Here is a 23,742-nt window from a genome sequence, read left to right on the forward strand (position 1 = left end):
GCCCAATTATACATTTGTAATTGGGCTTTTTAGTTTTTTTAAGACAGAAATTATTCGGTATATCTTAAAAATAAATGGTTTTTATTTTTAATGATGTTTGCTAATTTTTCAAATTCTGATTCGGTGGTGTTGTACAATTTTGCCAAGTCAGCTATCAATGCTTTTAATTCATTGCCTTTTAAAGGCTCATTATTAATAAATCCTAAAAAGGAAGCTCCTATACCAAAAAGTTCAAGGTTGTAGGTTTCAAATAGGTGTTTTGATAGCGCGTAATTTTCAAAAGGACTGAAATCGGCGTCAAAATACCCATTAGGAAAACCGGTAAGTCCTTCGTATGGTTTTTCAACAGGAAGAATTTTTAAGATAACTTGTTGGTCTAAAAAAGCTAATGGAGATTCATTAATGTTTTCTAAATCGATAACATCGTCTTCAGAATTGCTTATGTCTTTTTCACAAACTGTTTTAAAATCAATGCCTTTTGTTTGTTTTAAAAAGTTTTCTCGGATAATAAAATATTCCGATGGTGTCGAAAGATGCCCCAAATGCTCGTTATCTTCATCATAACACGCTTCATCAAGTCCAGATAAATCATAACCGTCTGTATCTAACAGAGAATTGTAATCACAAGCGTGACCACTGGTATATTCGGCTTGACCTAGATCATCAAGCGTTAAGATTACAGTCTTGTCAGGATGATTTTGTTTATAAGTTTGATAAACGTCCATAAGTTCCTCATACGACTTTATATTTTCGATTAAGAAACTCTCAAATAACCTTTCTTGGTAAGGCTCCCGAGTTTTAATTAATTTTTCTATGTTCATAAGTTCTGTTTTGGGCTATCGGTATTTGGTAGATCTAAAAATGTAATGAGCTATTAAGCCGACATACGGTTAATGGCTTCCATACGTTTTAAAATAATTGGCACAAACAAAGCGAATTTGGCATTAAATTCTTCTTGAGTTTTAGACGTGTTTAGATTAGCGCCCATAGTCATCCAAGTGTTAAATAACGCATCTTCTTTGCTAGCCTCATCAGTATCAATATTTAAGGCTTTAATTAATTTGAAGTTTTCATCGTCACTATAAAAATCTGTGGTCCTTACAATTTCAAAAATGAGTTCAAAAATGCTTCGGGTATCTAAAAGCTCACTAATTTTTATTTCGGTTTCCTTTTGGGTACTAATAGCCTCAAAAATGTCTACCATTAAATTTTGTACTCTACCGTTAATACTGAAGTCTAGATTTTTCAATTGTTGTGTGTTTAAGTTGTAAAATAATTACCGATGCTTACACACCGGTAACTAGGTCTGTATTGGATTCTGAAAATTATAAAGGAATATGTCCTACAATGTCACAGTTTGTTATTGAATACACCAAGTCAGCGATACGCTCGTTAGGGTTCTCGTCATCATTCCAGTTGTATTTATGTAGGTAAGCAAACTTATCTTTAGTTTCTTTATCGGCGTGTTGTGAAATAATCATTAACTCGCCATATTTTGAAGTCGACACAAATAAATCTTCAGATTCTAGCATAGCGTGTGCTTTTTGCATCTCTACTTTGCTAAAAACACGTTCACTTGCAAAATAAGAATCTGCAGAAATAAGCGCTTTATTGTTTAGTGCTTCAGCATATTCTAATGTCGATTCTAAATCATCTAAGTTTTTATACGCGTCATTTAGTAGTTTTCCGCCTTCGTAAATTTCTAAATCGGCCATCGTTAAATACACGTAACCTTCTGGGGTGTCTACACCGTAAACAGCAACTATTTTAGAAGGATCGTTTTCAGTATCGCCTTTTATCGCGGTGGTTTGTAGAATTTCACCATCTAAACCGTCCCAATTTCCTGCTTTTACAATAGGAAAAACTTTGTATTCGCCTTGACTTGCTTTTGTTACGATAGCCTGAATGTCTGCTAAATTATCTGTTCTATTAAGTGGATTGATTTTCATCTTATTTGTTTTATTATTTATCACAAAATTATTGAAGCAAGCCACTCTTTCTATCACGGTATTCAGCTATTTATGAATTTAATGGTTTGCTTCTTAATATAAATTTCCTTCTGTTTAAAGCATAAAAAAAGGTATTCACATAGTTGTAAATACCTTTTTGTGGTTCTTCTATTTGTTTGAATTTATTGAAGCGTTATGTTTTATTCGTCTTCAGACAAATTATCCAAGGCGATATGTCCCGTAATACGACCTGCTTTCATGGTAAAAAGAATATTCGCTATAGGCGCATTTCCGTAGCTATCGTCTTCCCAAGCATCCTTGTGTAAGTTTAAAAAGGTTCCTAGTAGATCTTCGTCAGCGTCTCTAGAAATCACCATCATACACGTCCGCCTCGGTACAGAAACAAATAATTCTTCGGCCTCTAACATGGCATGAGCTTTTAACATATGTGCTTCATTGAGAATGCGTTCACTAGAAAAATCGTTTCCACTAGAAGTCAGAACCTTATTTTGTAATACTTCAGAATAAGTGAATTCTGTTTCATAATTTCCTAAGTTTCTAAACGCTTCAATTGTAATTTCCTTAGCATCCATGGTTTCTAAATGCTGTTGCGTAAGAAATACAAAATTATCTGGTGTATCCATTCCATAAGCAATAACGACTTTTGGCCCAGCTTCTGTTTGTATTAAATTAGAATTTAATGCTCCAGCTCTTAACCCCACCCAATTCCCTGGTTTTAATATAGGATAGATTTTTTGATCACTATTTTTAGTCTGTTCAACTATTTCGTCTATTTCTTCTGGAGATTTTTCTTTTCCGTAAAGAGTACCGCTCATAATCTTGTGTGTTTATTGATTCGTACAAAATTAGAAAAGCAATTGTTATTCTTTATCACGGTATTCAGCTATTTCTAAGTGTAATGAACTAGCTATAACGCTTAATTCTATAACATTGAAACTATAAAAAAAGCATTCTTAATTTTAAGAATGCCTTTTTTATCTGTGTTTTTTAAATTGAATTATAATGGAATATGTCCAACAATACTACCATCTTTTACAATAAAAAATGAATTTGTAATAGGTGCATTACCAAAACTATCATCATCCCAAGTATGGTTATGTAAAAATGCAAACTTATTAATGGTGTCTTCATCTGCTTGTCTCGAAATAATAGTCATACACGTTCTTCTAGGGATAGATACTAATAATTCTTCAGCGTCTAACATGGCATGTGCTTTTAACATATGTGTTCTAGAAAGAATAGTTTCACTAGAAAAATCGTTTCCGTTAGCTCCAACTGCTTTATTATCTAGAGCTCCAACAAATTCTAATCCCGTATCACAGTTTGCTAAATTTTCAAAAGCTTCTTGTGTAATTTGTTTGGCATCCATAGTTTCTAAGTGTTTTTTAGTTAAAAACACAAAGTTGTCTGGCGTATCTATACCATAACCAATCACGACTTCAGCGCCATCTTCGGACGGAATTAAAGTTGAACTCAAAGCTCCTGCTTTTAATCCAACCCAGTTACCTGGTTTTAAAATAGGATAAATCTTTTGATCACTATTTTTAGTTTGCTCTATTATTTTTTCTACTTCTTTTTGAGATTTTTCTTTACCGTGAAGTGTACCGCTCATAATGTTGATTTTTTTGATTATTTCTTACAAAATTAGAGAAGCATCTCAGTTTTTTTATCACGGTTTTCAGCCATTATGAGATATAATGGTTTATCTAAATAGAGCTTCTATTTGTTATAATTAGCCTGTTTTAAGACTAAGGATAGTTACGGACAGTCTAATGATGTTATTAAAAATTGGCCGTCTTCATTTTCAATAATTGCGATACTACGTGTGATGCCTATGCCTTTAAAAATATATTGGTTGTCTTTCTTTTCTAGAAACTCAGGCATTAAAATAAAATTTCCTTTTGCAGTGACATCAATTTTAGGATCATGCACAGGTAATTGGTGATAGACTTCATGTAATGTCATATACTTATATAAGTAAGTATTCTCAAGACAATCAGCAAAATCCGTGTAGGTGTGAATGATATGGTCATAAGTAGTTATATCTTCTTCAATTTCAAATGGCTTGTCGTTAAACTTTTCAATGCGCTTATCCGTTGATTTATGTATGAGTTTTCCTTTAAAATCGGGAATAATTATACCATTGTAAATAGGCTCTAATCGAGGTCTAAAAGTTGTGAAGTCTGAACTATGAATAAACCCAGAACCGACTTGGTTTTTTACTTCAACAAAATGTCCATGAAGTTGAAAGCCTTCACCAATATGTATGGATTGTTTTGTTTCAAGAATGTGCTCTGCAACAATTTTCTCTCCAACTGAAATGCGCTTTATCAATTTTGAATCTAACGCAGGTTTTTCATACAGTTGAGCACCATAAATATTGATGACAAAAAACGTGTTTTTCTCACTTTTTTCTTTTGAAGAATTACCCGTTGTCATTTCTAGACCTGCGCTTTTCATTGGTTTAGTATTCTAAATACATAATATGATTAGGGTTGCTATGCGTCTCAGATATTTTAAAATCAAAAGCGCCTACAATTTTAAAGCCCATGTTCTGATAAAAGTTTATCGCCTTTTGGTTTTCGGTCCAGACGGCAAGCCAGATGCCATTCTGATGCTGTTTTTTTGATAATTCAATATTAAATTGAAATAATTTAGCCCCTAATTGTTTGCCGTGAAATGCTTCTAAAAGATAAATGCGATCTAACTTCGTAATGCTTAAAGCAGTTATATTTTTATTGGTCGTATCTAATTCAATTTTTGAAAATCCAGCAATAACACCATCACTATAAATAAGATGATAAAGAACTTTCTGATTGTTAAATTCTTCTAGGATGGTCTCCTTTTTATATGTTTTAAAAATATAGCTATCTATGTCGGTTTTAGAAGCGCTATGTCCGTGAGACTCCCTGAACGCTTGTGTTCCGACTTCTACGATGAGATCCGAATGGGTCTGGTTTGCTTTTATAATTTCAACCATATTAATGTGTTTTGCCTCTCTAAGATGAAGCTCTTTTTTTTGTTATTCAGTTTCTGATATAAAGAAAGGTATTCTAGTGGATAAGAATACCTTTTTATTATAAATAACATAGAGTAGGAGATTAGTCAACTTTATAAACCAACTTCATAGTAATAGAAGCTGTTTTTTCTCTATTTGCTGTGTTAAAGGTTCCTCCCCAAGAATAATCTTCACCTGAATTTTGACCTGTAATTTGAAAGATTCCCATTTTAGCAGATTCTAATTCACTTAAATGTCCCCCAGAAAATTTAGCGATATTTTCGGCACGTAATCTCGCGTCTTCGGTTGCCTTAGAAATCATTTCAATTTTTAAATCTGCTAGTTTGGTGTAATAATAGCGTGGTGCTTGCGAATAAAACTGAACCCCTTGGTTTAATAATTCGGTAATTTCCCTAGAGACTTTTTCAATTTTATCCACGTCCTTAGATTCTATTTCTATAGACTGCGTCAGTTCGTAACCTACAAATTCTTCGCCAGCATAATCGCCATTAACGGTGTATAATTGCTTCGATTTTTGATGTGTAGAAACCGCACTATAAACCAATTCTTCTGGCTTAATCCCTTTTTTAGATAAGTAATTATTAATAGTCGATTTTTTTTGTTCTAAAGAAATGTAGGCTTGCTGTAAATCCATGTTAACAGACCCAAAACTTCCTTCCCAAACAATTAAATCTGATGAAAAATCTGTTTTTCCTAGACCGGTGACTTCTATTTTACCATCGACTTTATTTCTGTCGGTGTAGGCTTTTCCTAAGAAAATTGAGGATGCAACGATTGCAATTCCAAAAATGATGGCGTTTGTATAGTGTTTCATGATGTGTTTTTTAATAGTTTGTTTTAATGTTTATCTAAAGTTATTGTTTTAATCTGAATTGTATGAGAGTCCGTTTATTGAAATGTCCCTCGTCCTGAAACCTGTTTGGAACATAGGCTATGATCATCTCCAAAGGACAGACCTATTTCCACATCAAATGTGAAATTAGCGTGTTGAAATGTAAATGTTTCATCATCGTGATTTACCGTAATGTCTTCCGGTTTCAAGGTCACGTCCCATAAGCTTGAGGCATAATTTCCAAAATTGGTATTGGCTAATAATGCTGACCAAACTGAATGGTAATTTGTGATGTGTTCTGCTAAGTCGTGTCGAAGGGTTTTCATAAATAATTTACCAATAGGTGCCGACTAAAAATGTAAGCCTGATAAAGGCAATCACACTGTTTGAGCTGAGTACTAAAGGTGCTTTTAAATCGGTTATTTCTTCATCGTCTACAAAAACGACGAATAGACCGTCTTTAAAAGCTAACAATACATTGTCTATAGCTTGTTGGTGATTGGCAAGCGTTGTATTGGTAATATCTCCAAATTCTACTTTACCACTTTGGGCTTGTTCTTGTATTTCGGCCGGACTTAAAAATCCGATGACGTTTACTTCGGTTCGTTTTTTATTATACGCATCCACTTGGTGTTTGACACAGCCAATCAATAATTCTTCTAAATTCTTCGGATGTGCTTCTAAGGTAAAAGGGACTTCTTTTACTTTTTTCTTCCCCAGTCTTTTAAGTTGTAATGTCAGTTCCATTGGTTTACGGATTTTTTTTGCGTTAGGGATTGTCGTGGAAAGCCCACAGTGCGATAGCACGAGGACTTGCAACAGAAAGCCCGACCTCGCCTAAGCGAGGTAACGCCCTAATACTATTATTAACTATTAATTTGTGCCAAAATGGTTGGATCTTGGATTTTATTATCTTCTGAAAGTAATTTCATTTTAGAAATAATTTCTGCCGATTTTGGGTCCTCGTCTACGAAAGGCAAGAACATACGTCCGCGATGCTGACTATGTACTGGAATAATGGATAACGAGAGCCCGTTTTTACTCACCTGACCACTTCCTAAATGAATGCTATACTCGCCTAAAGTCCCTTTTATAAAGATATGACGCTCTTTAACCGTGATGTTTTTAAGTTTGAATAACTGGGCAGATGCTTCGGCCAATGCACCACGCATTTCCATAGTACTATGACTCGCTTCCGGATCGACACCACCAACGTGAGCTACACTTACCACTAGGTCGATATCGCGCATAATTTCGCTGAAAACTACTGGCGGAATCTCTGTAAGCGGGATGTTTTTGTAGCTGTCTATAGCGTGAAATTGAATGACTTCTAAAGTTGGTGCTTCTGCATCTGACGGCGAATACCAGTCTGCCATGGCGTACATGGTGGCTATAAATCCGCGTTTATGATACACTTTCTGTAAGCCGTCTTCCATACTCACCGTCCAACCACGACCGCGTAAAAGTGCTACGGCTTTATTTGGCTGAATTTGATGCCCTTGATAACGTTCGGAACGGTTGCTGTGTTCGCGTTCGTCGTTAGTGATTAAGTACAATTCTCTAAACACTTGTTTAAACGGTTGCGTAATGCGCTCTGCAAATACATATTTTTGGTACATATCCCATTCTACCGCGTGATATAAATGAGACGCGTGTGCAATACGTAACACATCATCTTCTGCTAACGGATGCGTTTTGCCTGAAGCATCTGTTAATGCTCCTTGGTTATAAAACCCTGAAATTTCTCTTTCTGAAACGTACATTACCAACTTGCTCAACATCACCTTTACAATAGGATGTTGCATCATATTATGAATTTCTGTTGCCGTAAATTCATCTTCGTTAACCATAGCGTTTTCTAACGAAACACGTGTTCTGCTGTATTGTCTAGATAAGTACGTTTTGTGCTCTTTTAAGGCAATAACTTGTTTGTCTTTGCGCAGTTTTGCTGGTATGTTTTTTAATGATTTTCCTGCTTTGGTAACTTTAATATCTGCTTTACCTAGGTCGTTAATCACGAGTTCTATCTCTGTTTCTTCTATGTTAATCACGGCTTGTTCCATAATGGCTTGAGTGGCTTTCGCTTCCATAGCCCAACTAAAACGCACACGGTCTTGATAGCCGGCATTTCGTGATAAATTATCTAATGCAATGCCTACAGCAATGGCTTCGCTTTCTTGACGTTGTTGTCCGAATTGCTTGCTTTCTTTTAAGAAATCTTGCAAGAGGTTGTAACGTTTTAAGACGTCTTTTTCGGGCACGGTTTTACTTAACGGAATTAATCCTAAAGCACGCACATAATCCTTATCGCGTTTGTCTTTAATTTTCTTTAGGGTTTCGGTAATTTTTACTTCACCTAACATGACGCTAGAATACAATTTGACTTGGCGATGTCCGTTTCCATCGGTGATGTATTTGGCGGCGTCGTGTAGTAATTTCCAATTGGATTTCCCGATGGTTTGATACACTTTATTAAACCAATCGATATCGATGGCTCCAATGGCAAAATCGCTTTTTGGTATGTTTGAATAACGCGAAATAATGGTTTCTTTTTCGCTATTCATATAATCTGAAGCGTGCGCTTGAAACCACCATACGGCAGCGTCTAAATTTTCTAAACCTAAATATTCACCAACAAAGGCCGTCCATTGCGTGGCGTAACAGGCAAGTTCTATAAGGCGTTTTTTACTGACATTAGACGCATCTGCACGTGCGGCGAAATCTGCATAACTTTCGGTGTCTTTAAAGGTAGTTTTCTTTAAAATACCGCTAAAGATTGTTTTTTTACTGTCGCCATAATAACTGTAACCACGTTCAAAATTATCTTTTCCTAAACGTTCCAAAATCCGGAACACATAATCGATGCCTTCTACGCGGTAAATAGAACTCATATACGCTGTTGCAGGCGTCGCTAAGTCGCCACGTTCTAGTTCTGTTTCTAATAAATTGGTTTTTAATGGCGCAATTACGTGCTTTGGAATGGAATCTCTTTCAACCGATTTAAAGTTCATTCTGTAGTTAAAGCCACCATCCATAATGACCATTAATTCATGAGAATTTAAAGCCTGAAAACGCAAGTCATCATCATTTAATAAACCTGCTTGATAACCTTTTAAATTGAGCTCAACACTAGGAAATGGCACAATTCCTGGTCTTTTAGCTTGTTGTGTAATTACTTTTACATCGGTCTCTGCATCGGGATGTGAAATATCTTGAGCGACTAAATACATATGAATTCCCCAGTAACGTTGAAGTTCTTCATTAGATATATGTTTTAAATTACTCTGACTTAAACTTGGTGCGAGTGGTAAAATGATGTTTGCCCAATTATAAGTCACGGTTTCGTAACGATATCGAGACGATTGAAATTGAAGTAATTTGAGTTTTTCAGGGAAATTGGCAACCATATCTTCTAAAATATCTAATTTAAAAGAGGCCATTGTATTTTCTTCTGAATAGACTTTAAATAAACGACTTAAAATGGTGACATAGTCATTGGATGTGCTGTAATACGCTTGCTTTTCGCCTAAATTTAATCCGTTTAAATCGGGATAATATTGTCTGCCAAAAGGTTCTAATTCTTTATATTCCCCAAATGGTGCATTGCGGTGATTAATGTATCGAATGGTCGCATACATTTCGAAATCATTTAAACCACTTTTTTCATACCAAGCAATCCAAACGTTAGCTAACGGAATATTATGTAAAAGTGCATCTGCAGTAGCATCGTCTCCTAATTTTTTAATATCACGAATGCCCTTTTCTATGTATGTGGTTGCAATTTCACCATCATAAACTTCTGTTTGGTATTCATGCTGTTTATGTTCGGCAACAAGCGCAATTAATTTATTAACCTGAGAGATGATTTTCTTGGCATCAATAAAATCCTTGAATTTGAATTTTGAAGATTCAGACATGGAAATGCCTAATTTATCAAAGAAATTCGTCTTCGTTTCAAAACGTGTTTTTGGGATGTATAGCGGTGTTAAATTATCGTAATCTATAGCTCCAAAACCATTACTATAGTTGAATTCTTCTGCAGTATCCGAAAATTTATCTAAATAAACTTGCTCGTTTTTAGTGATTTTCGAGCGCTCATTATAGTTACGAATGACCTCTTCTATAAAATCAGGTTGTCTGTTGGCATCATGTAACAGGGTTAACACTTCCAGTCCTGCTAAACGCTGGTCTATATTTTTGGCAGTCACTAAATTTGTGGTACGCGTTCGGAGTTGGTCTACCGGTAATTCGACCAATAACTGAATTAATGAGGTACGTAAATCTTTATGTTTTCGTCTTAGTAAATCTTCTGCAATGTCTAAATCGGCTTCATAAAGATGCATTTTATTAAACAAATTCAATCCCGTTGCCATAACCAGTTCATTCCGGTTGTAAATGGCTTTTCTGGCTAAAGCGCGTTTCCAAGAATATTGGTCGTAATTTAAACGTTCTTTTTTCTTGGCATTTTGCTGATAATTATAAAGCGAATAACTGTAATCTTTTGGGAAGACTTTACGGATATAATTCTCCCTAAATTCGGTTGGCAAAGTCTCTAAATTGTCTGCCATTAGCTCTAATTGTTCTTCTGTAGCACCATTAATTAAAAACTGGTAAAAGTAGTAAGACGAGGGTGTGAAACTCCACCAAGAGAATATCTTACTCTCGAAGGTTTTTCCCTTTTCATCGGCCGATTTTGCTACAGCAAATAAGCGATTAAATGTTTCATTATCCAAAGTTGTTGGTGGTAAGTTTACAGCCATCCAATGGTCTAATGCATAATCTTTACCGACCTCTTTTTTGAAATATTCGACTAAAAGATCATTTGTTTTGTCGGTTTGACTAATGAAATATAATGCAAGAATCTTCTTGTGTCTATCTTCCGATTCAAAAACAATATCAAGGGCTTTTCTGTTAGCTGTATCAACATCTAAAATACCAATGGACCACAAACCAACTAACACTTCTAAATTATCTTTACTCTTTAAGTAGGTGTCTACTTCTTTTAAATTAAGAATTAAAGATTGTGCCAATTCTAGCACGCGGTTAATCACCGATTTTTTAGGCGTGTCCCAATTTAAGCCAAACCACGTACTCACGGCTCTGGTGACACTAGAGAAACGGGTCAGGTCGTTTTCTAAAAGCACGTTTATCATATATTTTAGGGCACTAAGACCCGACTCGTCTAAAGACTCTAAAATGGTTTGTCTTAAACCTTCTTGGCGTTGGGCGGCGAGTAGTAATTTACTCACCATTTCCCAATGTTTTTCGTCTTCAGAAAGTAGCAGGGCTTTTATAATATCAGCGCTTATACCACCAATTTCGTCTTCATTTTGAATAATATCGTCCAAAAGTTCATCAAACATACCATTTCCATTATGAAGTAAAGTGGCTAAAAATAAGCTGTTTCCGTGAGGAAAGTAGGTGCTGTATTGAAAATGTTCATGTAGTGTTAATCCACCAAATCCCATTCTGCTGGAATTTAGGAATGCTCTAAAAGTTACTATTTTTTTGTGTAAAACATCTTCTCCGTCTCGCGATCTAAAGGCTTGTCTGTTATAAGAATCTTGATAGGGTAATGTATTTATAAAATCCCACATTGCTGCTAGGTATGGTGCTTGAATAATGCCGTATAACTGCATTCCTAAACGCATACCTTCTGGTGTGGTCCAAGGATTTATATTAAAAGGATCTTCGAAGGCGGCAATAAAATCATACTGATTATAATAGACGCGTTTATCTTTTTCTATACCTGCAAGTACTTTTGCTAAAACACGATAAGGCTCAGAATACGCACGGAATTCAAATCGGTCTACTGCTGATTTTTTATATTGCTCCAAGTATTTTCTAGCATCTTCTATAGGGATCATATCACTTAAATATTTTTAACTATGGTCATTAACAATGATTTGTCTTTTTCTAAACAAACCAAATTACTGTAGGCAAGTTAAAAGAAATCTGTTTGTATAAACTCACGGTATTTAGTGATTTTTATAAGTTTTTTTTACGTTTTAAATATCACAGAATACAGTGACAAGATGCTTACGATTTTATAATAGGTTTGTATAACCATTAATGTAATAAGTATTATGCCTGAATCTATAGAAACCCCAATATTTAATTTTTTTGAACCTGAAGCCTCTTTTGAAGCTATAAAAGGGTGTGAAAATTATCCTGAAGCTTTTTATTATGAAATTTTTGTCATTGCAAAATCAACAGCAGACAAACACATTAGAACCGCGTGTAATACTATCATAAAAAAGCAGGCACCAGATGCTTTACAACGCGCTTTTAAAAGTCGAAAAAAACTCACCCAAAAAGGAGGAATAAAATCTGTAAATGCAAGACTGATTTCCATTTTAGAATATGGATTGCTTTCAGAAGACTTAGACCTGTTTAAACTCTATACCCTTATTAGTAGAGCGCCAGAACTGGGATTATTCAGTTTCTCGAAAGAATTTTTGGTGCAGTTGTTGGAACACCCAGAGGTTTTAGGACGTTTTAATGGGATTGAAATTCTGAAAATTCATTTAAAAGGGGAAGGCAATACGTATGATAGCATCCTTAAAGATATACCTAAACTAACATCTTTAAAAGAAATAGATATTGAAGGCGAGTTTGAACAATTACCAGAAGATATTGGTCATTTACCAAGTTTAAAAAAACTAAAGCTTGTTGTGCCTTGTTTAAAAAGGTTCCCAAATACAATGTCTCAGTTAACATCCTTAAAAAAAGTACATATTGAAGGTGCTTACTGGTCTAGAAACTCTGCTGACAACCTGAATTTAACGGACTTTAATTGGCTTACAAAATTTACAAAATTAAAAGTATTGAAACTGCGCTATGTAGGCGTTCAAGATCTGTCTCAAGTGGTGTTTCCTGCATCTTTAAAACGTATAGAATTTTTTAGCTTGGATGAGTTAATTGCATTACCTAAGGATGTTAGTCATTTAAAGCAATTAGAACGGTTTATGATGTTATCTAAAAGCATAACACGTCTATCAAATGGATTTGAAGATTTACCTAAATTAGAACATTTTGAGCTTATAGCACCTAAGATAGATAGCATATCGGCTACCTTATTTTTTGGAGATGCGTCGAGACCTAAATTAGTCACTAAAATTGGCAATAGCGAAATTAATATTGCCCCAATGACTGAAGTAAGTCAGCGAGAATCCATCGCATTAGACACACCAAAACTACTTAACTTTGTGCTAGAGAATGCATCGTTTTTTCCTAATTTAAAGGCGATAACTGTTAATTGTGAAGCACCAGAAACACCACATAAAACGAGCTTAGCAGTATTTAAAAATCTAACGACACTCAATTACAAACTAGAGCATAAATTAGATTGGCTTTTTGAAGGGATTATGCAGTGTACAAAACTTAAAAATATTGAGCTATACAGATTTCAAGAGTGGCATACTAAGGATACAGAATTCCCTGTTAGAACTTTACCTAATGTGTTTTCTAAAATAGCGCAGTTAGAAAACCTGACGATTAAAAATGCGAGTGCCTTAGTTATAAATACCGATTGCTTGCCAAAGCAGATTAGTAATTTAACTATTTCTGAAATAAAAGGAATAGAGGCAGGAACAGTACCGTTTGATGTGTTTAATATTGAAATAAAATCCACACCAATACTTAATTTACAGCAATTTCATACGGTAATTAGCGCGACTAAATTCAATCTTGGACATCGGAATCATGATGTTGGTAATGTTTTAAATTTTAAAACCTTTAGACATTCAGAAAACATTGAATCGTATGAATTCACTAGTGATGCGAGTCAGTTAGATAGCGTACTTAAAAACTTCGTAAATTTAAAGGAGCTTACCATCACATTTAAAAAAGACAATCCAGAACAAAATAATGGATTAACGGCCTTTACACATACAAATCTAAAAGTACTAAGAATTGAAAGTTATAATGGAAGTACCGAAGCTTTAGAGCGTTTATTAACCCATACACCAAATCTTGAATTTTTAGGGATATTTGAAGCCACAGGTTTTGATGCTTTTCCTACTGTAACTTTGCTTAAGCTTAAAAAATTAAGAATGCAGAGTGTAGACCTTAAAACCATAGACAACCTCAACGTTGAAACTATTGAAGCAGTAAAACTGATACATTGTGATCATATTAACGATGAAAGTATCGATGTAATATCCCGTTGGAGTTCTTTAAAACACCTTTGGTTAGAAGGCTTAAATGAAAATGGCAGTACATATCCAGAAACGATTTCTGAGTTAAATTTAGAAACACTTTTCATCAGTGCACATAACAGAGAAGAAAAAATACCAACTTGGATTGCAAATATGAAAAGTCTACGTGTTTTAGGAATAAACAATTTTAAACAGACCATTTTACCTGTAGCATTAACCCGTTTAACACAGCTTGAAGTATTAAGTATTAGTGGTTGTGAATTTTCAGAAAAAGTATCTGAAGGCTTTAGAAATCTCAATTTAAAAAAAATGGTTTACTGGACCTCTAAATTTAATGGTAGCAATATGAAATCTGAGTTGTATGAGCCATTGGAACATAAATTAGTGTCTCAACGAAATTTTGATGCGGAAGACAGCGAAGCGCCTTTTAAAATGTAAATGGGAGATTTTCGACTCCGCTGGAATACCGGTTACATTCTTAATTATTAATTTTTTAACGGTTCTTCTAGATGCCTGTAAAATAGAAAAAATTACATGCTTTTCTATGGTGTTCGAGCGGAGTCGAGAACGTAAAAATGTAAATTAGTTGACAATCACGAATCACACTCTTAATTTTAGCGATGAAAAATTATTTGTTTATTTTTAGATTATCACTGGAATTCCTGACTTTGCTCAAATACTGTTTAAATTCTCCAAAGTTTAATTTTCAACGACTTTTCTAGAGTTCTATAAAATAGTAAAATCACATGCTTTTCTATGGTGTTCGAGCAGAGTCGAGAACGTTAATGTGAAGCGTTTTTTTTGATTAATTACACACCACCATATCACAAAAAAAAGCGCTTCATAATTTTATGAAGCGCTTTGAGCGAGAGACCGGGTTCGAACCGGCGACATTCAGCTTGGAAGGCTGACGCTCTACCAACTGAGCTACTCTCGCAGTATTGGTAAGCGGTGGCAAATTTACATGTATTTCACTCTATTTTCCAAATAATAAAGCTCTAATTTTTAAAGTATTTTTGACTTTTTTTACAGCGTAAAATTAAAAGGCTTATTGATAGGTAATTATGAAATTTACAATAATGCTAATTTATAATTTTAGATATTTTTATTAGTTTCAAAAGTGCTTTTCTGAGTTAATATTACATCGCATTGCATCAGCTCAAAATATCTTTGTTGAGTAAACTTGTTATCAGTTTATTAATTCTTAAAAAGATAACAGTATGAGCAATGAAAATTTATATAGAGACGAAGCAAAATTAAAAATTAAAGCCATGGCCGAAGAAATCGACTTTACCATGATGGCGACTAATTTACAAGCACTGCCTTTACACATGATTCCCATGAGTACTAAAAAAGTAGATGAAAACGGAATCATCTGGTTCTTAAGTAATAAAAATAGTACCCATAATCAGAACATTATTAAAGACTCAAATGTACATTTAGTCTATGCCGACAAAAGTGATATGCAATTTTTAAATGTCTATGGAACAGCTAGAATTGTAACAGATAAAACTATTATTGATGATTTATACTCTAAGGCAGACAGCATGTGGTTTGAGAGTAAAGACGACCCCAATATCACCGCTATAGGGATTACTCCTACAGAGGCATATTACTGGGATCCAAAACATAATAAGTTGGTCTCTTTGGTAAAACTGGGAGTGAGTGCCGTAACAGGAGATAAACCGGATACCATGGATTATGGTAAGTTAAAATTATAATATATTTAAATCGGGTTTCGACCCGATTTTTTATTGTCTTGCTCAGAAATATGGATTCCAATAGACTTCTAAAAATATATCGGATATCAAGGATATATCATAGTCTTAATGTGCTCAATTAAAGTAAAGATTAACGCTATAGATTTTGGTCTAAATGTGTTTGGTTAGATAGTTATATCTTTAATAAAAAGAGCTACATGAAGACACCTTTATTAGTATTTAACGACAACGGTATTTACTGTGAGGTTGCCAATGTGTACTTAGATCCTTGGAAACCGGTAGATTGTGCGATTATTTCTCACGGTCACGCCGATCATAGTCGTTATGGTCATAAAAAATATATTACGCACCATACTAATGTCCCAATTATTAAACATAGGTTGGGAGATATTCAGGTAAGTGGCGTGAATTATAACGAATCTTTTATTATTAATAATGTGAAATTTTCATTGCATCCTGCGGGACATATTATAGGAAGTTCACAAATACGTGTGGAATATCGTGGAGAAGTTTGGGTGTTTTCTGGCGATTATAAATTGGAAGAGGATGGCGTTGCTGTGCCTTTCGAACCTGTAAAATGTCATGCCTTTATCACCGAATGTACATTTGGATTACCTGCCTTTAGATGGACACCACAAGCCGAAGTTTTTAACGACATTAATACATGGTGGGCAACCAATAAGGAGGCGAACCAAACCTCAATATTGTTTGGCTATTCCCTTGGAAAAGCTCAGCGTTTATTAAAACATTTAGATCCGAATATCGGTAAAATTTACACCCATGGCGCTATAGAAAATATGACAGAGGTTATTCGTCCCATGATGGATTTTCCTGAAACTACACGCATAACGCGAGAGACCACCAAGAAAGAATTGTTAGGCAACATCGTATTGGCACCACCAAGTGCTCATGGTTCGACGTGGATCAGAAAAATGGTGCCTTATGTTACGGCATCTGCCAGTGGTTGGATGGCGTTTAGAGGCGCTAGAAGACGTCGAGCAGTAGATCGAGGTTTTGTAATGTCCGATCATTGCGATTGGCAGGAGCTCTTAACAGCAGTGGAAGCTACAGGAGCAGAAAAAGTGATTTGTACACACGGATACACCGATGTGTTTTCAAAATATCTACGAACCCTAGGCTTAGATGCTCGTACCGAAAATACACAGTTTGAGGGCGAATTAAACGAGTTGGATACCAAACGAGAAAAAGAGGTAGAGGCATGAGACACTTTGCAGAATTAGTACGAACTTTAGATAGCACCACTAAAACGACTTTAAAGGTCAATGCGCTTTCCGAATATTTTAAACAAGCGGGTGATGAAGATCGGGTGTGGACCATTGCCATTCTATCTCATAGAAGACCGCCAAGACCAATAAATACAACACTGCTTAGAACTTGGGCTTCAGAATTAGCCAATATACCGCTGTGGTTATTTGAAGAATCTTATCATATTGTTGGAGATTTGGCAGAAACGATAGCGCTTATTTTACCTCCAAATAAAAACACTAGTGATAAGTCCTTAACGCAATTCCTAAATGAAATGATTATGCTTAAAAAAGAGGATGATGCGATTAAGAAACAGTATGTCACGAAAAATTGGAACACTCTTAATTATTACGAACGTTTTGTGTTTACCAAATTAATTACAGGCGGATTTAGAATAGGAGTGAGTCAGAAATTAATGACACGTGCTTTGTCTATGGCCACAGGAGTAGATGAAGATGTTTTGGCCTATAAATTAATGGGGAAATGGGATCCGAGTACCATATCTTTTGAAGATTTGGTGTTACAAGAAAAGGCTTCAGATTTTATTTCTAAACCGTATCCATTTTACTTGGCCTATGGTTTAGAAGGGCCGGTTTCAGACCTCGGTAAGATAGAAGATTGGAGTTTTGAACATAAATGGGATGGTATTAGATCGCAAACCATTATCCGAGATAATGAATTGTTTGTATGGAGTCGTGGTGAGGAATTAGTCACAGATAAATACCCCGAGTTTCATATATTTAAAGATGAACTCCCAAACGGTACAGTATTAGATGGTGAGATCTTACCTTTTCCGAATAACGATATTGGAACGTTTCAAGATTTGCAAACACGTATAGGAAGAAAAACCGTGAGTAAAGCGCTTCTAGAAAAAACGCCCGTTATTTTAAAAGTTTACGATATACTAGAATGGGAAGGTAGAGACCTCAGACAACTGCCATTTTCGGAGAGACGCCTTATCCTTGAAAACTTAATACAGCATTTAAATATAGAGAATTTACCACTTCAATTGTCCGAAACGGTGGATTGCGATTCGTGGGAAGCGGTTGCTGAAGAGCGTAATCGTGCCAGAGAAATGCGAAGCGAAGGACTCATGATTAAACGAAAGGATTCTAAATATTTAGTAGGACGAAAAAAAGGAGATTGGTGGAAATGGAAAACAGATCCATTAACCATAGATGCCGTTTTAACGTACGCCATGCGAGGACACGGAAGACGAAGTAACTTGTTTACCGACTATACGTTTGGCTTATGGGATAGCGATGATAAACTCGTCACCTTTGCAAAAGCTTATTCTGGATTAACCGATGCCGAGTTTAGAAAAGTAGATAATTGGATTAAACGAAACACTGTAGAACGTTTCGGACCAGTGCGGAGTGTAACACCAGAATTGGTTTTCGAAATTGCTTTTGAAGGCATTGCACCATCAAGCCGGCATAAAAGTGGTTATGCGACGCGATTTCCAAGAATTTTAAGATGGAGACAAGACAAAAAGATTGAAGACGCGAATAAATTAGAAGATTTAGAATCGTTAATGCTTAGTTGATATATGAACAGAAAGGAGTTAGAGCATATAGCACACGATTGGTTTAAACAACAAAACTGGGAACCGTTTCCATTTCAAAAACAAACTTGGACCGCTTTTTTACAGGGAAAAAACGGACTTCTAAACGCGCCTACGGGAAGCGGAAAAACCTATGCGTTATGGGTTCCTATCGTTTTAGAATATATGAAAAGACACCCAAATTATACGTCTAAACCGCAAAAAGGACTTTTAGCCATTTGGGTTACGCCGTTAAGAGCATTATCGGTAGAAATTAAACAGGCCGCCGAACGCTTTGTTAAAGATTTAGACGTGCCTTTAACTGTTGGTATCCGGTCTGGAGATACCTCGACTAAAGAACGTGCCGCGCAGAAACGAAACATGCCGAGCTTATTAATTACGACGCCAGAAAGTTTGCAATTATTACTGGCGACCAAGGGCTACGATAAAATATTTAAAAACGTAATTGGTGTGGTGGTAGACGAGTGGCATGAACTTGTTGCTAATAAACGTGGCGTGCAAATGACTTTGGCTTTATCCCGGTTAAATGCCATTTCGCCTAGCCTACGCACTTGGGGTGTGTCTGCAACCATAGGAAATCTGGAACAGGCGCGAGAGGTGTTATTAGGCGTAGATAAAGAACGTGTAGCGAACTCCGTTTTAATAAAAGCCAATATTAGAAAGAAAATAAATGTCTTATCTATCATCCCTAAAAAGATTGAGAAATTCCCATGGCGAGGGCATTTGGGATTACATCTATTAGAAGATATTATTCCTATACTAGAAGAAAGTCAATCGACATTAATTTTTACAAACACGCGATCGCAGTGTGAAATTTGGTTTCAAAATATTTTAGAAAAGCATCCTGAATTTGCAGGCGATATAGCCATGCATCACGGAAGTATGAGTCGGGAGACACGGCTGTGGGTAGAACAAGCGCTAAGAGAAGGGAGTCTTAAAATTGTGGTTTGTACTTCAAGTTTAGACTTAGGGGTAGATTTTGCTCCGGTGGATACTATTATTCAAGTTGGAGGACCGAAAGGTGTATCTCGATTTATGCAACGTGCGGGACGAAGCGGTCACCAGCCAGGAAAAACAAGTGTCATTTATTTTTTACCAACGCACGCCTTAGAATTAATAGAAGCTTCGGCTCTAATAAAAGCCGTTTCTAATACGGTTGTAGAAGACCGTGTGCCGTATCTGAATAGTTTTGATGTGCTTGTACAGTATCTTGTGACTTTGGCAGTGTCCGACGGATTTTATCCAGAGATTATTTATCCGGAAGTTAAAAGTACATTTTGTTTTCAGACATTAAGAGAGGAACAGTTTCAATGGATTCTTAATTTTATAACACTTGGCGGACAAAGTTTACAAGCTTACGACGAATATAAACGTGTAGACATAGAATCTGATGGGAAATTTAAAGTAAACAGTAGGGCCGTAGCTATGCGACACCGTTTGCAAATAGGTACTATTGTTAGTGATTCTGTTTTAAATGTAAAGTTTTTAAAAGGCGGTTATATTGGTTCTATTGAAGAAAGTTTTATTTCAAAATTAAGACCTGGCGATGTATTTACATTTGCTGGACGGCAACTGGAGTTGTTCCGAATTAGAAATATGCAGGTGTTGGTGAAAAAATCCAAGCAGAAAAATGCTAAAATTCCCAATTGGATGGGAGGACGCATGAGTTTTTCTTCAGAAATGAGTCATTTGATTCGTGAAGAACTCTATCTTTTAAATTCTAACGACACAGATAAATCAAAAGAATTAAAAGCTTTAGAACCTATTTTAATACGACAGAACAAGGAAAGTTTGGTTCCAAATGCCGATGAATTTTTAATTGAAACCTTTAAAACTCGAGAAGGCTATCATGCCGTTTTCTATCCATTTGAAGGCTATTTTGTGCATGAAGCCATGGGGAGTTTATTGGCGTATCGTTTAAGTTTGTTACATCCCATTTCGTTTACTATTGCATTTAACGATTATGGTTTCGAGTTATTATCCGATCAACCCATAGATATTCAGGCTATTTTAGATAATAATTTGTTCTCGTCAGAGTATTTAAGAAGTGATTTAGAAAAAAGTATCAACGCTTCAGAAATGGCAAAGCGAAAGTTTCGTGATATAGCCGTAATTTCGGGATTAGTCTTTACAGGGTTTCCAAGCAAATTGGTTAAGAGTAAACACTTGCAAGCCAGTTCGCAACTCTTATTTGGGGTGTTCGAAGATTACGAACCCGATAATTTATTATTTCAGCAAGCATTTACAGAAACCTTCGAGCATCAATTGGAAGAAGGACGATTACAATTAGCCTTAATGCGTATTAATAACCAAAATATCATTTGGAAATCGTGTGCCAAACCCACACCATTTTCTTTTCCGATTATTACAGACCGATTACGCGCTAAACTGTCTTCGGAGAAATTGGCAGATCGCATTAGACGGATGACCATTCAATTGGAAAAATCCTAATTATATTTATACACAATGAAAACACTTCGGGTACACTGTAATCATCAAAACTTCATTCTGCATCCTTCAGGCGTAGCCTATTGGGAAGCTAAACGCATGTTGTTAATTGCAGACGTTCATTTGGGAAAAATTACCCATTTTAGAAAACATGGTAGCGCGATTCCGCAAGCTTCCTTACATCATAATTTTAATCAGTTAAAATCGGTAATTTCTAATTTCGAAAGTGATACAATCTGCTTTTTAGGCGATTTATTTCACAGTTATATGAACAACGAATGGTTATTATTTAAAGCGTGGATTGAGACTTTAAATTGCAAAGTGATTTTAATTTCAGGAAATCATGACATTATTGATGAAGAACGCTATACACAGTTGGGTGTAGAGGTGTTGCAAGAGTGGGAACACGACGGTTTCTTGTTAACGCATCATCCGGAAACGCGCGAAGGACTTTATAATTTTTCAGGACACATTCATCCAGGCGTGCAATTATTAGGTTTAGGAAGACAACATTTAAAACTAAGTTGTTTCTATTGGAAAGACAACCAGATGATATTTCCAGCGTTTGGTGTGTTTACGGGAAATTACATCATTAAACCCAAATCTGGCGAACGCATTTTTGTGAATACCGAAGATGAGGTTTTAGAGATTGCTCTTCATTCGTAATGTGATTGGCATCATTTGCATTAGACCTATAATATAGCGATAAAGCTTGGCTTTTTTAATGCATTAAATTTACTGTCTTTAGAGCTAATGCATGTAGAGAAAATCAGCTTATTTTATATGAGTTAATTGAAATCATATCATGTACTACAGAAAAAAACATGGCAAAGGCTTTCGTTATGTCGATGCTGATAATATAACGGTAAAAGATAAAGAATTAAAGTCATGGTTTAAATCCTTGGTTATTCCTCCCGCATGGACAGAAGTTGAAATTAATCCGAAGAAAAACGCCAAAATTTTAGTCACCGGACGGGACGATAAAGATCGTAAACAGTACATTTATAATCCTAAATTTAGAGAAAAACAAAATCAGGAAAAGTTTAATCGCATACTAAAATTTGCCGATAAACTGGAGCGTATGCGACGAGTAACAGGTCAGCATTTGCGTAAACGTAAGCTTGCCAAAGAAAAAGTATTGGCATGTATGGTTAGATTGTTGGAGGCCGCTTATTTTAGACCAGGAAGCGATCGGTATTCTAAAGAAAATCATAGTTACGGTCTAACAACGATGCGGAGTAAACATTTACAAATTGAAGGCGATGAACTAATATTCAGCTACGTTGGTAAATCCGGAAAAGAGCAAGAACGCCATATTGTCGATAAAAAATTAGCTAAAATAGTTCAGGAGATAGACGATTTACCAGGCTATGAAATTTTTAAATTTATAGATGAAGACGGAGTCAAGCAGGATGTAAAAAGCGAACATCTAAATGCCTATATCCGAGAGGTTATGGGAGAAGAATTCTCGGCCAAAGATTTTAGAACGTGGGCAGGAACTGTTATCGCTGCCATAGCATTGGATGAAATAGGATATTCCGAAAAACAAGACCAAAAAGAATTGGATAAGAATATTCGAGAAGCTGTGATTAAGGTGAGTGAGCGGTTAGGAAATACGCCTTCTGTTGCGCGTAGTTCGTATATAGATCCGCGTGTTATTGATGAATATATAGATGGTAAAACCATTAATTATTTCCAAAAAGAAATCTCTCGATTACTTAAATTAAATGAAAATTTATCTCGAGAAGAAATTGGTGTGTTATGTCTGTTAAATAAAAAATTAAAATAGAGAAATGCTTAATTGGTAAGTTCATTTAATTTTCGGAATTTTTTATAAAAAAAATTACTTTTTCTATTATTTTGAATAATTCGGTTAAAAATGATACCTTGATTGCGTCAAGATATTCGAAATCAATGAATTTTGGCATGTTTTTAATCCCATATTATTCATGTATCAATTAAATTATCATTCTAAATCCATACCCGAACTCGAACTAGTCCAATTAGAAAATATATTAGAAACAGCCAGTGTTATTAATGCTAGCAAAGATGTTACGGGATGTCTAATTTATCATAATCATAGTTTTGTTCAGATTCTGGAAGGTGAAAAAAATGATGTTCTCGAAATTTTTGAAAAAATAAAAGCAGATAATCGTCACGATTCTATTACGCTGTTATGGGAAAATTATGTAGAAAAACGATATTTTAATAGATGGAGTATGGCATTTCATAGGCCAGAAGATCAATTTTCGACTCAGTTTGTAAATAATTTACTTATGCTATCCTCATTTTCTGAGAAATCTTCGGGGTCTTTACGGAGTTTTTGGGGACATGTACGAAGAGTTTTAGAATCGGATCCCAAACAAGAATATGAAACAATTTAAACTTGTTATTTTATCGTAGTAATAAGATGCTTATTCGCGTTTAAACATAAAAAAAGCTTCATTTGGTTAGGATGAAGCTTAAGAAAGTTTGAGATTAATAGCTAATCCCAATCATTAATTTCATTTTGAATATCTGTACGCGTTCTATTGGTGCGTTGTGCTAAACGATCGGTCATAGAATCGAATTCTCCAGAACGATAATCTACATCCTCGGAAGTGAGCGACGGATACTTTTTTCTGTATTCATTCTGAATTTCATTCCATTTTTTTTGTAAATCATTCAAATCCAAATGATCGTTTTGTGCTCTGTATTCACGTTCTTGTTCGCGATTGTTATTGTGTTCATTATCTGTCTGTTCCATAGTATTGTTTGTTTAAA

General features: G+C 35.3%; 20 protein-coding genes and 1 tRNA gene. 8 read left to right on the plus strand and 13 right to left on the minus strand.

Going from position 1 to position 23,742, the window contains the following annotated elements; all coding sequences use genetic code 11:
- Nucleotides 1-50: 50 nt before the first annotated feature.
- The 11 genes from AC0UBM_RS02120 to AC0UBM_RS02170 all read right to left on the minus strand — a co-directional run bounded on the left by AC0UBM_RS02120 (nt 51) and on the right by AC0UBM_RS02170 (nt 11,688).
- A complete protein-coding gene (locus AC0UBM_RS02120) occupies nt 51-821 on the minus strand; it encodes a hypothetical protein (RefSeq protein WP_475687468.1) in 771 nt (256 codons plus the stop codon).
- Nucleotides 822-874: 53 nt separating this feature from the next.
- Nucleotides 875-1,249 (minus strand): hypothetical protein, encoded by a 375-nt coding sequence (locus tag AC0UBM_RS02125; protein ID WP_414034780.1) that lies wholly within the window; start codon nt 1,247-1,249, stop codon nt 875-877.
- 76 nt (nt 1,250-1,325) lie between these two features.
- Nucleotides 1,326-1,949, minus strand: a complete 624-nt coding sequence (locus AC0UBM_RS02130) for a hypothetical protein (RefSeq protein WP_475687469.1) — start codon at nt 1,947-1,949, stop codon at nt 1,326-1,328.
- A 200-nt stretch (nt 1,950-2,149) separates the two neighbouring features.
- Complete coding sequence (locus AC0UBM_RS02135) at nt 2,150-2,785, minus strand: DUF1444 family protein (protein WP_475687470.1); 636 nt, start codon at nt 2,783-2,785, stop codon at nt 2,150-2,152.
- A gap of 182 nt (nt 2,786-2,967) precedes the next feature.
- Nucleotides 2,968-3,582: a DUF1444 domain-containing protein gene (locus AC0UBM_RS02140; RefSeq protein ID WP_475687471.1), complete on the minus strand. Its 615-nt coding sequence runs from the start codon at nt 3,580-3,582 to the stop codon at nt 2,968-2,970.
- Nucleotides 3,583-3,728: 146 nt separating this feature from the next.
- A complete protein-coding gene (locus AC0UBM_RS02145) occupies nt 3,729-4,430 on the minus strand; it encodes a hypothetical protein (RefSeq protein ID WP_475687472.1) in 702 nt (233 codons plus the stop codon).
- A 4-nt stretch (nt 4,431-4,434) separates the two neighbouring features.
- Nucleotides 4,435-4,950 (minus strand): GNAT family N-acetyltransferase, encoded by a 516-nt coding sequence (locus AC0UBM_RS02150; protein WP_475687473.1) that lies wholly within the window; start codon nt 4,948-4,950, stop codon nt 4,435-4,437.
- Between the two features lie 121 nt (nt 4,951-5,071).
- Nucleotides 5,072-5,803: an SIMPL domain-containing protein gene (locus tag AC0UBM_RS02155; protein ID WP_475687474.1), complete on the minus strand. Its 732-nt coding sequence runs from the start codon at nt 5,801-5,803 to the stop codon at nt 5,072-5,074.
- Nucleotides 5,804-5,877: 74 nt separating this feature from the next.
- Nucleotides 5,878-6,147: a hypothetical protein gene (locus tag AC0UBM_RS02160; RefSeq protein WP_475687475.1), complete on the minus strand. Its 270-nt coding sequence runs from the start codon at nt 6,145-6,147 to the stop codon at nt 5,878-5,880.
- Nucleotides 6,148-6,154: 7 nt separating this feature from the next.
- The gene (locus AC0UBM_RS02165) at nt 6,155-6,568 is read right to left on the minus strand and encodes a hypothetical protein (protein ID WP_475687476.1); all 414 of its coding nucleotides are present in this window, start codon (nt 6,566-6,568) and stop codon (nt 6,155-6,157) included.
- A 119-nt stretch (nt 6,569-6,687) separates the two neighbouring features.
- Complete coding sequence (locus AC0UBM_RS02170) at nt 6,688-11,688, minus strand: DUF5724 domain-containing protein (protein WP_475687477.1); 5,001 nt, start codon at nt 11,686-11,688, stop codon at nt 6,688-6,690.
- 219 nt (nt 11,689-11,907) lie between these two features.
- Here AC0UBM_RS02170 and AC0UBM_RS02175 point away from each other — a divergent pair, with 219 nt between their 5' ends.
- Nucleotides 11,908-14,418: a leucine-rich repeat domain-containing protein gene (locus AC0UBM_RS02175; RefSeq protein ID WP_475687478.1), complete on the plus strand. Its 2,511-nt coding sequence runs from the start codon at nt 11,908-11,910 to the stop codon at nt 14,416-14,418.
- 426 nt (nt 14,419-14,844) lie between these two features.
- On the opposite strand, the gene AC0UBM_RS02180 is transcribed toward AC0UBM_RS02175, so the two are convergent.
- A tRNA-Gly gene (locus tag AC0UBM_RS02180) sits at nt 14,845-14,917 on the minus strand.
- A 283-nt stretch (nt 14,918-15,200) separates the two neighbouring features.
- Between AC0UBM_RS02180 and AC0UBM_RS02185 the strand changes: the two genes are divergently transcribed.
- The 7 genes from AC0UBM_RS02185 to AC0UBM_RS02215 all read left to right on the plus strand — a co-directional run bounded on the left by AC0UBM_RS02185 (nt 15,201) and on the right by AC0UBM_RS02215 (nt 23,363).
- Complete coding sequence (locus AC0UBM_RS02185; protein ID WP_475687479.1) at nt 15,201-15,701, plus strand: pyridoxamine 5'-phosphate oxidase family protein; 501 nt, start codon at nt 15,201-15,203, stop codon at nt 15,699-15,701.
- Nucleotides 15,702-15,898: 197 nt separating this feature from the next.
- Nucleotides 15,899-16,924 carry a ligase-associated DNA damage response exonuclease gene (locus AC0UBM_RS02190; RefSeq protein WP_475687480.1) on the plus strand — a complete coding sequence of 342 codons (1,026 nt, stop codon included), beginning with the start codon at nt 15,899-15,901 and terminating at the stop codon, nt 16,922-16,924.
- On the plus strand, nt 16,921-18,513 hold the full coding sequence (locus AC0UBM_RS02195; RefSeq protein WP_475687481.1) for an ATP-dependent DNA ligase: 1,593 nt from the start codon (nt 16,921-16,923) through the stop codon (nt 18,511-18,513). The genes AC0UBM_RS02190 and AC0UBM_RS02195 overlap by 4 nt, the downstream gene beginning before the upstream one ends.
- Before the next feature lie 3 nt (nt 18,514-18,516).
- Nucleotides 18,517-20,982: a ligase-associated DNA damage response DEXH box helicase gene (locus AC0UBM_RS02200; protein WP_475687482.1), complete on the plus strand. Its 2,466-nt coding sequence runs from the start codon at nt 18,517-18,519 to the stop codon at nt 20,980-20,982.
- A gap of 15 nt (nt 20,983-20,997) precedes the next feature.
- Entirely contained in the window at nt 20,998-21,645 is a 648-nt protein-coding gene (pdeM, locus tag AC0UBM_RS02205) for a ligase-associated DNA damage response endonuclease PdeM (protein WP_475687483.1), read from the plus strand.
- 139 nt (nt 21,646-21,784) lie between these two features.
- Complete coding sequence (locus tag AC0UBM_RS02210) at nt 21,785-22,768, plus strand: DNA topoisomerase IB (RefSeq protein WP_475687484.1); 984 nt, start codon at nt 21,785-21,787, stop codon at nt 22,766-22,768.
- A gap of 160 nt (nt 22,769-22,928) precedes the next feature.
- Nucleotides 22,929-23,363, plus strand: a complete 435-nt coding sequence (locus AC0UBM_RS02215) for a BLUF domain-containing protein (protein WP_475687485.1) — start codon at nt 22,929-22,931, stop codon at nt 23,361-23,363.
- Between the two features lie 101 nt (nt 23,364-23,464).
- Here AC0UBM_RS02215 and AC0UBM_RS02220 read toward each other — a convergent pair whose 3' ends face one another.
- Entirely contained in the window at nt 23,465-23,725 is a 261-nt protein-coding gene (locus tag AC0UBM_RS02220) for a hypothetical protein (RefSeq protein WP_434036201.1), read from the minus strand.
- Between the last annotated feature and the right edge of the window lie 17 nt (nt 23,726-23,742).

The organism is Formosa sp. F44 (genome assembly GCF_056238645.1).